The sequence below is a fragment of the Paenibacillus sp. PL2-23 genome, from assembly GCF_040834005.1.
Lineage (GTDB): Bacteria > Bacillota > Bacilli > Paenibacillales > Paenibacillaceae > Pristimantibacillus.
The window spans coordinates 3134340-3148628 of the sequence record NZ_CP162129.1 but is presented as its reverse complement, the minus strand read 5'-3'; the positions used below and the strand labels follow the sequence as shown (position 1 = coordinate 3148628).

At 54.5% G+C, this 14289-nt stretch carries 14 protein-coding genes; all 14 read left to right on the top strand.

Going from position 1 to position 14289, the window contains the following annotated elements; translation table 11 throughout:
* The first annotated feature begins 158 nt into the window (after positions 1 to 158).
* The 14 genes from AB1S56_RS13675 (at position 159) to AB1S56_RS13610 (ending at position 14262) form a co-directional block, all read left to right on the top strand.
* Positions 159 to 875, top strand: a complete 717-nt coding sequence (locus tag AB1S56_RS13675; RefSeq protein WP_340868897.1) for an ATP-dependent Clp protease proteolytic subunit — start codon at positions 159 to 161, stop codon at positions 873 to 875.
* Complete coding sequence (locus AB1S56_RS13670; protein ID WP_340868721.1) at positions 872 to 1090, top strand: YlzJ-like family protein; 219 nt, start codon at positions 872 to 874, stop codon at positions 1088 to 1090. Before AB1S56_RS13675 ends, AB1S56_RS13670 begins: the two co-directional genes overlap by 4 nt.
* Positions 1091 to 1169: 79 nt before the next feature.
* Positions 1170 to 3884, top strand: a complete 2715-nt coding sequence (locus tag AB1S56_RS13665; RefSeq protein WP_340868722.1) for a DNA translocase FtsK — start codon at positions 1170 to 1172, stop codon at positions 3882 to 3884.
* Between the two features lie 102 nt (positions 3885 to 3986).
* Positions 3987 to 4772: a spore cortex-lytic enzyme gene (gene sleB / locus AB1S56_RS13660; RefSeq protein ID WP_340868724.1), complete on the top strand. Its 786-nt coding sequence runs from the start codon at positions 3987 to 3989 to the stop codon at positions 4770 to 4772.
* A gap of 100 nt (positions 4773 to 4872) precedes the next feature.
* Entirely contained in the window at positions 4873 to 6165 is a 1293-nt protein-coding gene (locus AB1S56_RS13655; protein ID WP_340868898.1) for a pitrilysin family protein, read from the top strand.
* A gap of 6 nt (positions 6166 to 6171) precedes the next feature.
* The gene (locus tag AB1S56_RS13650; RefSeq protein ID WP_340868725.1) at positions 6172 to 7464 is read left to right on the top strand and encodes a pitrilysin family protein; all 1293 of its coding nucleotides are present in this window, start codon (positions 6172 to 6174) and stop codon (positions 7462 to 7464) included.
* Entirely contained in the window at positions 7461 to 8207 is a 747-nt protein-coding gene (fabG, locus tag AB1S56_RS13645; RefSeq protein ID WP_340868727.1) for a 3-oxoacyl-ACP reductase FabG, read from the top strand. The genes AB1S56_RS13650 and fabG overlap by 4 nt, the downstream gene beginning before the upstream one ends.
* A gap of 104 nt (positions 8208 to 8311) precedes the next feature.
* Complete coding sequence (locus tag AB1S56_RS13640) at positions 8312 to 8563, top strand: DUF3243 domain-containing protein (RefSeq protein WP_340868728.1); 252 nt, start codon at positions 8312 to 8314, stop codon at positions 8561 to 8563.
* 175 nt (positions 8564 to 8738) lie between these two features.
* Complete coding sequence (locus AB1S56_RS13635) at positions 8739 to 9506, top strand: DUF3388 domain-containing protein (RefSeq protein WP_340868729.1); 768 nt, start codon at positions 8739 to 8741, stop codon at positions 9504 to 9506.
* Positions 9507 to 9533: 27 nt separating this feature from the next.
* Positions 9534 to 10451 carry a RodZ domain-containing protein gene (locus tag AB1S56_RS13630; RefSeq protein WP_340868730.1) on the top strand — a complete coding sequence of 306 codons (918 nt, stop codon included), beginning with the start codon at positions 9534 to 9536 and terminating at the stop codon, positions 10449 to 10451.
* A 38-nt stretch (positions 10452 to 10489) separates the two neighbouring features.
* On the top strand, positions 10490 to 10981 hold the full coding sequence (locus AB1S56_RS13625) for a YajQ family cyclic di-GMP-binding protein (RefSeq protein ID WP_340868731.1): 492 nt from the start codon (positions 10490 to 10492) through the stop codon (positions 10979 to 10981).
* A gap of 38 nt (positions 10982 to 11019) precedes the next feature.
* A complete protein-coding gene (gene rimO, locus AB1S56_RS13620; protein WP_340868732.1) occupies positions 11020 to 12348 on the top strand; it encodes a 30S ribosomal protein S12 methylthiotransferase RimO in 1329 nt (442 codons plus the stop codon).
* Positions 12345 to 12920, top strand: a complete 576-nt coding sequence (pgsA, locus tag AB1S56_RS13615) for a CDP-diacylglycerol--glycerol-3-phosphate 3-phosphatidyltransferase (RefSeq protein WP_340868733.1) — start codon at positions 12345 to 12347, stop codon at positions 12918 to 12920. The genes rimO and pgsA overlap by 4 nt, the downstream gene beginning before the upstream one ends.
* A gap of 94 nt (positions 12921 to 13014) precedes the next feature.
* On the top strand, positions 13015 to 14262 hold the full coding sequence (locus AB1S56_RS13610; protein ID WP_340868734.1) for a competence/damage-inducible protein A: 1248 nt from the start codon (positions 13015 to 13017) through the stop codon (positions 14260 to 14262).
* Positions 14263 to 14289: the final 27 nt, after the last annotated feature.

Genomic DNA, 14289 nt, shown 5'->3' with positions numbered 1-14289 from the left:
TTGTTGGCCCTCATGGATCAAGGAGCAAGGGCGGTATAAAAAAGGCATTCGACCCCATACTATGATGAGCCACTGATTCGAAGCCAAAAGGGGATAGATGTATGACTGACACGTTATTTCCGTCCAGAACTGTAAACAACGAGCAACCGGAACAGCCTATGGGGGATGACAAGCGAAAGCTGAACCCTGCGGTTGAAAATATTCAACAGCTGGGAACCGCGTCTTCGCCGTCTCCTGGGGAGTCGAACATCTACTGCATGACCATTATTGGACAAGTAGAAGGGCATATGATATTGCCCCCGCAGAACAAAACGACTAAATATGAGCATATTATTCCGCAGCTCGTCGCAGCGGAGCAAAATCCGAAAATTGAAGGTGTGCTTATCGTGCTGAATACGGTAGGCGGAGATGTGGAGGCGGGTCTGGCCATCGCCGAAATGATCTCGACTCTGTCCAAGCCGACGGTGACGCTCGTATTAGGCGGCGGTCATTCCATCGGCGTGCCCATTGCGGTGGCGGGCAATTATTCATTTATCGCCGAAACCGCAACGATGACGATTCACCCCATTCGCTTGAACGGACTGGTCATCGGCGTTCCGCAGACCTTCGAATATTTGGACAAAATGCAGGAGCGTGTTGTCCGATTCGTAACCTCCCACTCCCAAGTCACCGAGGCCACGTTCAAGCAGCTGATGTTCAAGACGGGTGAGCTGACCCGAGATATCGGCACAACGGTTATTGGCACCGACGCCGTCAAGCATGGGCTAATGAATGCAGTGGGCGGCTTGGGCGATGCCCTGCGCGAGCTGAACGGCATGATTGAAATGAGAAGAGCGTCGGCACTCGTTCCGACAGGAGGTGGCATGACGCAATGACGCTGCACACGACAATGCCTCTGGAGCTTGTCCTGCAAGGCTTCGGAGATGAGGCGGAGGAGACCTGCGAGGTATGGCGAGGGGATATTATGCTGCAAGTGGTGCCCATTGCCCATGGGATGGGCAGGGTCGTTCGATTGCTGCAGTGCTCGCTGAATGATTATTTGCGACCGGAGCTGGCTCCTGGCTCCATCGTCTATTACGATACGAATTAGGAAGTCTCAGGGGCGCCAGCACCCGTCATAGTCCAAACCGTCACGTCTGTGATATAATGGTAGACCAGAGGTGACGGAATTGGCAAAGAAGAGACGGAAGAAATCCATTGGCGCTCAGTTGAAATATGAAGTATACGGCATATTGCTTATTACGATATCCATCATTGCCATGTCGGGGGAAGCGACAGTCGGGCGAGCATTGTCCAAGCTGTTCGGACTCGTGCTTGGCAAGTTTTATTTTGTGCTGGCGCTGGTCGGCATTTATGTGGGTCTCAGCGTTATGGTCAAGCGGGCTTGGCCCAAGGCATGGTCCAGCCGCAAGACGGGACTGCTGATTCTTGTGCTGGCGTTCACGCTCAGCAGCTCCATCTCCGAAGTGAATTTGCGATTTGCCGGGGTGGAGGGCGAGGCGCTGACAAGCAGCGTGATTCTGTCTACGCTCGGCACCGACCTACGAGATCAGCTGATCTCCGTCTCTCCAGAGCTGGATGTGTCCATTCGGGAGAAGTCGATTAGCGGAGGCTATGTCGGAGCGATCCAATACGCTTTATTCTTCATGCTGTTCGGGTATTACGGCGCGGTTATTATGAACATTGTCATGTTCGCGATTGCGTTTATGCTCATTACAGGCAAATCCTATGTAGAGCTGCTGGGTACGCTTCGCAAGCGGACGGCCCGTCTGATCAAGCTGCTGAATGCGAAACGTGCCGCCATGCGCAAGCGCCGAGCGGCGGAGGCCGCACTTGCCAATGCTACTGCAATGGGGCCGGGTGATGGGGAGCATGACGGGACGATGGATGATGCGGACGACACGCTGTATCAGCCAGCGCCCGTTAAGAAGAAGAGATCCCTCTTCTTCGCATGGAAGCAGGAGGAGCAGCCTGGCAAGGAAGCGCATCCGGGGCATGACGATTGGGAGCTGTCCCATCAGCCTCTGGAGCCCTCGTCCCAGGACGATGCCAAGCCAGCCTGGCAGAAGGAGCTTGGCGATGATTGGGAGCCCGCCGGAGGGAAGCTTAGCGAGAGCGAGCAGCAGGCTTCCAAGGAAGGGGGCCGCGACGATAACGATGGGCCTCCATGGGATGAAGAAATGCCGGAAGTCGACAACCGAGCGGAGCAGCTTCTGCGCCACGAGTCAGAGGGCTATGATGAGCCCTTGCAGGGCTGGGATGCGTCGGCGCATGGGGCGGAATCCATACAGGATGATGCTGACAGGACGGATCTACAGTCAGACGAGCATATAGGGGCAGACGCGCAGGAGTCGGAGCATAATCCATTGTTGGATTCCGATGCCATTGTGTCAGGTGAGGAGCCTGCGGAGGGAGTGCCTCGGCGTCCCATGGCGGATGAAGCCGCCGCTAAGGCGGAGAAGCCGTATCGTCTGCCGCCGTTCACCTTGCTGCACAAGCCGAACGGACTTGCCAAAGGAAGCGAAGCCGCTGATATGTATGACTCCAAGCGCAAGCTGGAGGCGACGCTGGAGAGCTTCGGCGTTCGCGCGAAGGTGCTGGATGTTGTGAGGGGCCCTGCGGTTACCCGTTATGAGGTGCAGCCGGCAACGGGAGTCAAGGTGAGCCGCATCGTGGGGCTGACGGATGACATCGCCCTCGCTCTGGCTGCCAAGGACGTTCGGATGGAAGCGCCCATTCCGGGTAAATCCGCTATTGGCATCGAGGTGCCCAACATGGAGGTGTCCGTCGTGACGATGCGGGAGGTTATGGAGACGCCGGCGTTCCTTAACTCCTCCGCCAAGCTGTCCATCGCCTTTGGCAGAGATATATCCGGAGGGACAATCGTCGGCAATCTGGCCAAGATGCCTCACTTGCTTGTAGCCGGTGCGACTGGCTCCGGCAAATCGGTTTGTATTAATGGCATCATTACAAGCATCCTGTACAAAGCAAAGCCGGATGAAGTGAAGTTTCTGATGATTGATCCCAAGATGGTGGAGCTGAATGTCTACAACGGCATCCCTCATTTGCTGGCGCCAGTTGTCACAGATCCGCGCCGAGCATCGCTGGCGCTCAAGAAGATAGTCGTGGAAATGGAGAAGCGTTATGAGCTGTTCTCCAAGTCGTCAACAAGGAACATTGAGGGCTATAATACGTTGATGGCGGATAATCCCGCAGCGGTCCTTCCTTATATTGTCGTCATCGTTGACGAGCTGGCCGACCTCATGATGGTTGCCGCCGGCGATGTTGAGGATTCCATCGCCAGGCTGGCCCAAATGGCGAGAGCGGCAGGCATCCATCTCATCATAGCGACACAGCGGCCTTCGGTGGACGTTATTACAGGCGTTATCAAGGCGAATATTCCTTCACGGATCGCATTCGGCGTCTCCTCACAGGTCGACTCCCGTACCATCCTGGATATGGCGGGAGCGGAGAAGCTGTTGGGCAGGGGTGACATGCTATTCCTTCCTGTCGGCATGTCGAAGCCCATCCGGGTGCAAGGGGCGTTCCTGTCCGACCAGGAGGTCGAAGCGTTAGTTGGCTATGCTAGAGACCAGGGCGAAGCGGAGTACAAGGAGGATTTGGTGCCGGAGCTCGACGAGGAGACGGAGAATGACGAGCTGCAGCTGGACGAGCTGTTCGATCAAGCGGTCCAGATTGTAGTGGAGGCGAAGCAGGCATCGGTATCCTTGCTGCAGCGCAGAATGCGCGTTGGTTATACCCGAGCGGCCCGCATGATTGATCAGATGGAAGCGCGCGGCGTTGTTGGTCCTTACGAGGGAAGCAAGCCGAGAGAGGTGCTGATGACGCTGGAGCAGCTGCAAGCCGGCCGAATCAGCTCATAAGATAGGTCGGACGGTGCATAGAAGCTGGACAACTTTCTCATACTAGAGTTAGGTAACGCTACCTGAAGCGAACTAACTTGCAAGAGAAAGGCAGATCCTTACATGAGAAATCGTTTGATAGCGGTGACCTCCATCATCGTCCTGCTTGTGTTCGGCGCACTGACTTTGATGAGGAGCTTCGGCGAATCGGCCGAGACGTTTAGCAGCGCGACGCTGAAGACAGGCTCCTCCGGAGCCGATGTGACTGAGCTGCAAGGACGGCTGACCTACCTCGGTTACTACAATGGCAAGATCGACGGCGTCTTCGGCTCGAAGACCAAAGGCGCGGTTACCTGGTTTCAATGGAAATTCGGCCTGAAGTCCGACGGCGTTGTCGGCGCGGACACCAAGAAGAAGCTTGTGGATGCCAGTAAGGGCTGGAAGCCTGGCACAACCAGCGCTGGCGGCGGAGGCAATGCCTCAACCGGCGGAAGCGGGCAAGGCAGCGCCACTTCAGCCGGGAGCGATATGGCCAAGTCGAATCGACTAGGCTTGTCGGATAATGATCTTCAGATTATGGCCAACGCCGTATACGGCGAAGCTCGGGGCGAGCCTTACGAGGGTCAGGTTGCGGTGGCAGCGGTCATCCTGAACAGGGTCCGCTCGGAGAGCTTCCCTAACACGGTTTACGGCGTCATATTCCAGCCAAGGGCGTTCACAGCCGTAGCGGATGGCCAAATCTACTTAACTCCGAACGCCAAGGCCAAGGAGGCGGTGGAGGACGCGCTGAACGGCTGGGACCCCAGCGGCGGCTGTCTCTATTACTTCAATCCGAACACAGCCACTTCGAGCTGGATTTGGACGAGAACACAGATCAAGACGATCGGGAAGCATATCTTCTGCATGTGACCAAATAGTCGGGTTATAGGGGAAGCAGCCGCTTCTGCGCAAGCGCAGCAGTGGTTGCTTCTTCCATTTCTGTTGAGTTAAAATGAAAAAAACGGCGTTAATGAAGGGAGCAAACCGCGTGTCTTCATTCCAAAGAGGACAGCACGAGCGTATCCGCCTGCATGTGCTGCCTACGAATCGTTTCAAGACGTTTGCGATATCTTTGTTTGCCGGGGTGCCGCTGGAGGAGGAGCATGTGACGCCTGTCGCGCTGACTCCTTTCGTGCTGCGAAGAGGTACCGCGAAGACGCCGGAGACCATCGCGTTCCGCGAGAAGCTGGACGACATGTACGGCGCGGGCTTCGGCTTCGATGTATACAAGAGGGGCGACTCTCAAATCGTGCAATTTCGAATGGATGTTATCAATGACCGATTCGTCAGCTCGGAGCATTCTTTGTTAGCGGCGTCCATCGGCTTTCTGGGAGAAGTGCTGACAGAGCCATGTCTGGAGGGCAACGGCTTCCGGAGCAAATATGTGGATGCGGAGAAGATCACGCTGAAGAAGCGTCTTGAAGCCATCGTCAATGATAAAGTGCGTTACGCGGCTGAGCGGTGCCTGGAGGAAATGTGCCAGGGCGAGCCTTACCGTCTCCATCCGCTTGGCCAATTAAACGCCGTAGACGCCATTACTCCAGAAGCATTATATCGCCATTATGAGGGATGGCTGGATAACGCCGCGCTGGATTTATATGTTGTCGGCGACACAACGCTGGAGGAAGTCACGAGGCTGGTGTCGGAGTCCTTCCGGCTGAAGCCCGGCATGCCGGCCCATTATAATCGACCTGTCGTGAAGCGAAACGTTCAGGAAACCAAATTTGTAGTGGATCGCATGGAGGTCAGTCAAGGCAAGCTCAATATGGGCCTGCGCACTGGCGTAGGCTATGATGATCCGCTGTATCCCGCGGCTCTTATGTATAACGGCATTCTGGGCGGATATCCGCATTCCAAGCTGTTCATCAATGTTCGCGAGAAGGAAAGCCTGGCTTATTACGCGGCAAGCCGACTGGATGGTCACAAGGGGATCTGCACGATACAGTCTGGCATCGAATTCGCCAACTACGACAAGGCTGTCGAGATCATCAAGGCTCAGCTGGAGAGCATGAAGGCGGGACAACTCTCGGATCTGGAGATCAACCAGACGAAAGCGATGATCTCGGGACATCTGAGAGAGCTGCAGGACTCCGCTTACGAGATGCTGTCCTATGATTTCAACAGTGTGCTTACGGGCAACAGCCGTTCCAGCATGGAGCTGATGGAGCAGGTGCAGGCTGTTACGCCGGGCGATATCGTGAAGGTGGCAGAGCAGGTGCAGCTGGATACGGTATATTTCCTGCGGGACAGGAAGGAGGCTTAACCGATTATGGAAACGTTACAATATCCGCATGTGCAGGAGACGTTGTATCGTGAAGTGATGGACAACGGACTTGAGGTTATTGTGCTGCCGAAGGAAGGCTTTCAGAAAACGTATGCCACCTTCTCCACAAAATACGGCTCCATCGACAACGTGTTTGCCGTTGGCGACGAGACGCCTGCGCGCGTACCTGATGGCATCGCGCATTTCCTGGAGCACAAGATGTTCGAGGAGCCGGAGGGCGATATCTTTGCGGTGTTTGCCTCCCAAGGCGCCAGCGCCAACGCTTATACAACCTTTGATCGCACCGTTTATTTGTTTTCGGCGACTGAGCAAATTCACGCCAATCTTGAAACGCTGATTAATTTCGTGCAGAATCCTTATTTCACAGACGAGAATGTGAACAAGGAGAAGGGCATTATCGAGCAAGAGATCAATATGTATCGGGATAATGCGGATTGGCGCGTTTATTTTGGACTGATTTCCGCGCTGTACCAGACCCATCCCGTTCACATCGATATAGCGGGAACTGTGGATTCCATCTATCAGATTGACAAGGAAACGCTGTATCGCTGCTACGAAACGTTCTACCATCCCTCCAATATGCTGCTGTTCGTTGTGGGCGGAGTGGATGCCGCAGAGGTGTTCGAGCTGGTGCGAAGCAATCAAGCGGCTAAGTCGTTCCAGCCGCAAGGCGACATTAAACGCTTCTTCGACGAGGAGCCAACCGCGGTTCAAACGCCGCGCAAGGTCGTGCAGCTTCCCGTGTCCCTTCCCAAGTGCATGCTGGGGTTCAAGGAGAAGCGGGTGGGCTTGGAGGGCGAAGCGCTGCTTCGCAATGAAGTGACGACCAAGCTCATGCTAGACGCGCTGATCGGCCCTAGCTCCAAGCTGTATCAATCGTTGTATGAAAGCAATCTCATATCGGATTCCTTCGGCCATGAATACAACTCCAGCAGGGATTACGCCTTTTCGGTGCTGGGCGGCGATACGCCGGAGCCCGACGCGCTCATCCAGCGGCTGAAGGACGGAATTGCCCAAGCGATCCAGAACGGCATCGACTCCGATACGTTCGAGCGCTCCAAACGGAAGAAGATCGGCAGCTATCTTCGCATGCTCAACTCCCCCGAATCCATTGCGGGCGAATTTACCCGATACCGCTTCCGCGACAGCGATATGTTCGATGTGCTCCAATGTTATGAGGCCTGCAAGCTGGAGGAAGTGAACGCGAGATTGCGCGAGCATTTCGACTTCCAGCAGCTAGCCGTGTCCATAGTGGAGAAATCAGCGGAGAACGCGTGAAGACACTACAGGAGACAACGGTACTGATAACCGGGGGGAGCCGGGGCATCGGGGCGGCCATCGCCAAACGGTTTGCCGCGGAAGGCGTCAATATCGTTATTCATTATTTGGAGTCGCATGAGCATGCGAACGAAACCGCGCGAATGTGCATGTCGCTGGGCGCTAATGTAATGACGATCTCAGCGGATCTTCGTTCCAGCGAGCAGCTGGGCAGAATGCGCGACAAGCTGGAGAGCCATGGCATCCGGCCCGACATCCTGGTCAACAACGGCGGCATCTCTCACTATGGGATGCTTGCCGACGTGTCGGAGGGGATGTGGGACGATGTGATGGCCGTCAATCTGAAGGGTATGTTTCTGTGCACGCAGCTGTTCATGCCTCATATGATTGGACAGCGGTTCGGCAGAATTATTAACGTCTCCTCCGTATGGGGCATGTCAGGCGCTTCCTGCGAGGTGCTCTATTCCACCACCAAGGGCGGCATGAACGCGTTCACCAAGGCGCTGGCCAAAGAGCTGGCGCCCTCAGGCGTAACGGTGAACGCCGTCGCGCCTGGCGTCGTCGATACCGTCATGATGGCCGGCTTCAACCCGGAGGAGAAGGCGGCGCTGCAGCAGGAAATTCCGGCGGGACGCTTTGGCTCGGCCGAGGAGATTGCGTCGCTTGTTTATTTCTTGTCCCTTCCAGAATCCTCCTATATTACAGGTCAGATCATAAGCCCGAACGGCGGCTGGCACACCTGACAATGCCTGCAATCTTGATGCTTAGGGTATAAACCTGGACCGATGTGCACACAATAACGACTGTTGATGATTCTTTTCCACACTACCCTAGGAGGCGAAGATACATGTCAACTGTCCTTACTAATTTCGAAACCTGGAAGCATTTTTTGGCGGATCGCGTGTCGCAAGCGAAGAAAATGGGCTTGACAGAAGAGACGATTTCGAACCTGGCGTTCGAGATCGGCAGCTTCCTCGATGAGAAGGTTGATCCGAAAAACGATGAAGAAAGTGTTTTGAAGCAGCTTTGGGATGTCGGTGACCAGGAAGAACGCAAGGCGATTGCAAGGCTCATGGTCAAGCTTGTCGAAAAAGCCTAGCACTCATAACGAGCAGGGAAGCCTCCTCTTTCGCGGAGGCTTTTCTGCAATGTTCGGCGTCGTTGCAGGATTATGACGAAAATTGTAGAATGTTGATTATGGTAAACTAATGCAGATTTTCACTTGATTTTTGTCTTTATTCTATTTATTATTCAAGTTTAGGACGGTGAACGCAATGGAAACGAAACAATGGTACATGGAATACAAAATACATAAAAACCGTCCCGGACTTCTGGGAGATATCGCATCCCTGCTCGGCATGCTTGAGGTGAACATCATGACGATCAACGGCGTCGAGGATCGCACCCGCGGCATGCTGCTGCAGACGGACGACGATGAGAAGATTGAGCTACTGGGCAAGATGCTCCAGAAGGTCGACAATATAACCGTGAACAAGCTTCGCACGCCCACTATTGTCGACATATTGGCTGTCCGTCATGGACGTTATATCGAGAGGGATTCCGACGATCGCAAGACGTTCCGTTTTGTAAGGGACGAGCTTGGTCTGCTTGTGGATTTCCTGGGCGAGGTGTTCAAGAGGGACGGCAATCATGTTATAGGCTTGAGGGGTATGCCGCGTGTCGGCAAGACGGAGTCGATAATAGCCGGAAGCGTGTGCTCCAACAAACGGTGGACGTTCGTATCCTCCACCTTGCTGCGCCAGACAGTCCGCAGCCAGCTGTCGGAGGAAGAGATGCAGCCGAACAACATCTTTATTATTGACGGAATTGTAAGCACCATACGCTCCAATGAGAAGCATTATGCGCTGCTCCAGGAGATTATGGCTATGCCGTCAACGAAGGTGATCGAGCATCCCGATATTTTTGTGAAGGAATCCCAATACGACTACAGCCACTTCGATATTATCGTGGAGCTGCGCAATACGCCGGAAGAAGAAATTACCTACGAATCATTTACAGCTAATTATACGGACGAATTCTAAACCATCCATCCGGAAGGAGGCTACTCCATGTCTGACTTAGGCGCATTGCTACGCAAAGCCAGAGAGCAGCGCGGCTTATCGCTTGACGAGATTCAGGAGCTAACCAAAATCAGAAAACGATACCTAGAGGCGATTGAATCCGGCGATTACAGTGTCCTGCCGGGGTCCTTCTATGTTCGGGCGTTCGTGAAGAACTACTCCGAGGCTGTCGGTCTTGATCCCGAAGAGGTGCTGCGGCTCTATCAGCATGAGGTGCCGGCACCTGCGGTGGAGCATGCCACGGAGCCTATTCCTGTGCGCAAGCCAAGGAAGATGAAGTCGCAGGCCTCAGAGCGATTCGGCAAAATCGGATTTAATCTGGTTATGTGGTGCTTCCTGATCTTGATTCTTGTCCTGGTCTGGTATTATGTAGTGAGAAATGACGACCCTGATACGAACAAGGCAGATGATACGCCCATTACGGAAAATTCATCAACGCCAGCGCCAGCCACTGACAATCCGGATCCCAGCGAGCCTGCAGTATCCGTTACGCCACCGCCGCCTACGAAGGCTCCGACTACAGTTACGTTCAACAGCAAGTCGGGCAAAACGGATCTATACGATATTGGTCCCGCTGGTACCGTACATAAGGTGGAGCTGAAGGTTGTTGGGGGAAGAAACTGGGTTGAGGTGCGTTCAGGCAGCAACAGGGGAACCAAGCTGTTCTACGCCAATGCGGAGGATGGCGCCGTTCAAACGTACGAGCTGACAGAGCCTATCTATATTAATGTAGGCCGGGCAGACTTCACTGAGGTGACCGTAGATGGCGTGCCTGTGCCGGATGGCGATCGAGCAGGCTCCAAGCAGCTGCTGCTTGTTCCCGCAGCGGAGGGAGCTGGCGCGTCAGCTACGCCTTCGCCGGCTGCCGGCGAAGGCGCGGCAACGGATTCTATAACAAGCGAATAATCAATCCATTTAAGGATAGTGAGGGAGAGGAGCCTGACATGAGTTCAGAAAGTTCATTTGACATTGTATCGAAGGTAGATATGCAGGAGCTGTCTAACGCGATCACGCAGGCGGAGCGCGAAATAGAGACGCGCTTCGATTTCAAGGGCAGCAAAAGCAGCATAGCGCTTGAGAAGGAAGAGCTTGTGGTGGGCTCGGATGACGAATATAAGCTGAAGAGCGTAATCGATATTTTGCAATCCAAAATGGTCAAACGCGGCGTCCCTATCAAAAATATGGATTTCGGCAAAATCGAAGGCGCAAGCGGCGGTACCGTTAAACAGCGCATTAAGCTGAGACAAGGCATTGAGCAGGACGTGTCCAAAAAAATCAACGTGCTCATTCGCGATTCCAAGCTGAAGGTGAAAAGCCAGATACAGGGCGATCAAATTCGTGTGACAGGCAAAAGCAGAGATGATCTGCAAGCCGTTATCGCTTTGCTTCGCGGAGCCGAGCTGCCAGTGGAATTGCAATTTACGAATTACCGTTAATGAGTACAGCGTGAATAGAAGGGAATTGAAGTACATATATGACGGAAAGAGTGAAGGTAGTTACATTAGGCTGCGAAAAAAATCTGGTGGATTCCGAAATTATGTCGGGTCTCATTCATGAGCGCGGATTCCGTCTAGTGAATGAGCCGGATGAGGCCACTGTAATCATCGTGAATACGTGCGGCTTCATCGATGCGGCCAAAGAGGAATCCGTCAATACAATTCTGGAGATGGCCGATCTGAAGGAAACGGGCCGCTTGAAGGCGTTAATTGTATCGGGCTGTCTGACCCAGCGCTACAAGCAGCAGCTGATGGAAGAGATGCCGGAGATTGACGGTATCGTCGGAACGGGCGATTTCCATAACATTAACGACATCGTCGATGAGGCGCTGCGCGGCAAGAAGCCGATCCGCGTGGGCAATCCCGTATTCAATTACGAGCAGCAGCTTCCGCGACTCGTCACGACGCCGCGTTATACGGCATATGTCAAAATTGCGGAGGGCTGCGACAACGCGTGCACATTCTGCAGCATACCTATGATGCGGGGCAGCTTCCGCAGCCGTTCGATGGAGTCGATCGTGAAGGAAGTGGAAGGACTGGCGGCGCAGGGCGTGAAGGAAATCAGTCTGATTGCCCAGGATTCAACGAACTACGGCACGGACCTATATGACCGCTTTATGCTGCCGGAGCTTATGAATCGCGTGAGCGAGGTGGAGGGCATTCATTGGGTAAGGCTGCATTACGCTTATCCAGGCTTCTTCTCCGATGAACTGATTGAGGCTATAGCAACCAATCCGAAAATTTGCAAATACATCGACATGCCGCTGCAGCACAGCGAGGACACCATTCTGAAGCGCATGCGCAGGCCGGGCCGCCAGCGTGATACACGCGAGCTCATCGCCAAAATTCGCGCGGCCATTCCCGATGTCGCGCTGCGCACAAGCCTTATTGTAGGTTTTCCTGGCGAGACTGAGCAGGATTTCGAAAACCTGTGCGAGTTTGTCAAAGAGATCAAATTTGACCGTCTTGGCGTATTTGCCTACTCCAGCGAAGAGGGCACGCCAGCCGTTCGTCTGCCGAACCATGTGCCCGACGAGGTGAAGGAATTCCGCGTCAATACGCTGATGGAGCTGCAGCGTATCGTCTCGCGCGACAACAGCAGCAAGTATATCGGCAAAGAAATCGACGTGCTTGTGGAGCGTTACGACGGCCGCAGCGACGTCTATATCGGCAGATCGATGTACGATGCTCCCGAAATCGACGGCGAGGTATTTATTTCGAATTGCCGGGCGGAGATTGGCTCCATGCAGAAGGTGCGCGTGACGCACGCGTACGAGTTCGATCTGTCCGGGGAGGGCGTATCATGAATTTAGCGAATAGGATTACCCTTGCAAGAATATTTCTTGTTCCAGTCATCATGTTTTTCCTGCTTATCAAGGTGGATTTAGGTTCGCTGTCCTTTATGGATTTCGAAATCTCCTACAACCAGATGATCGCCGCTGTGATCTTCATTATCGCGGCGAGCACGGACGGTCTGGATGGCTACATCGCGCGCAAGAACAAGATTGTAACCAATCTGGGGAAGCTGCTGGATCCGCTGGCGGATAAGCTCCTGGTAGCGGCTGTGCTGATCTCGCTTGTGGAGATGGGCAAGCTGAATGCGCTGATCGCCATTATTATTATCAGCCGGGAGTTCGCGGTGACGGGACTGAGGCAGATTGCGCTGCTGGAGGGCTCCGTCATGGCTGCAAGCGCTTGGGGCAAATGGAAGACGGCTATCCAAATTACGATGATTATCGCCCTGCTGATCAACAATTTCCCGTTTGCGCTGATCGACTTTCCTTTTGACGTTATCGCCAGCTGGATTGCCGCGATCATAACCGTCTATTCGGGCATTGATTACTTCGTGAAGAATAAACATTTAATACCGGTGGAATAACAACCAGCGCTTCAAAGCACTTTCCCGCGACAGGGGGAGTGCTTTTGTGTCAGCGCGTGGATCGAGGAAGCTGGGCTAGGAGGCACATACGGGAATGAAAGCGGAAATTATTGCGGTAGGAACGGAGCTGCTGCTGGGACAGATCGTCAATACGAATGCCCAGGCGATTTCACAGAAGCTGGCGGAGCTTGGTATTGACGTGTACTTTCAGACCGTTGTCGGGGACAACGCAACACGGCTTCAGCAAGCGATTGAGATTGGACGCGGAAGAGCGGACCTTCTGTTGTTCACGGGCGGTCTAGGGCCGACACAGGACGATTTGACCAAGGATGTGCTGGCTGAGGACTTGGGACGCAGCCTCATCCTCCATGAGCCTTCTATGGCCGCCATTGAGGAGCTGTTCTCTTCGAGGGGCATCGCGATGGTGGAGAGCAATCGGAAGCAAGCGCTTATGATCGAGGGCAGCGTTCCGCTTCAGAACGCGACTGGCCTTGCCGTGGGGAACGCGCTGGAGGCGGACGGCATGCTCTACATGCTGCTGCCCGGTCCGCCAAAGGAAATGAAGCCGATGCTGGAGGGACCTGGCCAGGCATGGCTGAGAAGCATGCTGGGAGAGGAGAAGCCGCTGTATTCGCGGCTGCTGAAATTTGCGGGCATTGGGGAATCGACGCTGGAAGCGAAGCTGATCGATCTGATCCAGAACCAGCAGGATCCAACGCTGGCTCCTTACGCCAAGGAAGGCGAGGTTGCGATCCGCGTATCCACCAAAGCGGCGACAGCGGACGAAGCGAACGTCAAGATCGATGAGGCGGTTGCAGCGATTCAGGACAGAGTGGGAGAGCATCTGTACGCGCAGGAGGATATCCCTATCGAGGAGCAGATAGTGAAGCTGCTACGAGCCTCAGGGCGTCGTCTCGCCTCCGCCGAAAGCTGCAGCGGGGGGCTGTTCGCCGAGCTCGTTACGAACGTGCCCGGCAGCAGCGGCGAATACGCTGGAGGAGTTGTCACCTATACGAATCGGATGAAGAACAAGCTGCTGGGCATTCCTATGTCTCAGCTGGAAGGCGCGGGCGCGCCGGGCGCAATTAGCGAGGAGACGGCCGCGTCCATGGCAGAGAATGTGCGTCTGCTCGCTGACGCTGACTTTGGCGTGTCGCTGACAGGTGTTGCAGGCCCTGCGGAATCGGAGGGCAAGCCGGTAGGATTGGTCTACTTCGCGATCGCGGAGAAGGGCAAGGCGACGATTGTTCATACGACTCACCTGAGCGGGGGGCGCTCCATGATTCGAGTACGGGCCGTCAAAGCAGCCATGTACCGGCTATGGCAGGCGCTTAAGGAATAATGCCGTCCCGAAAGTTCGGGGAAAGCT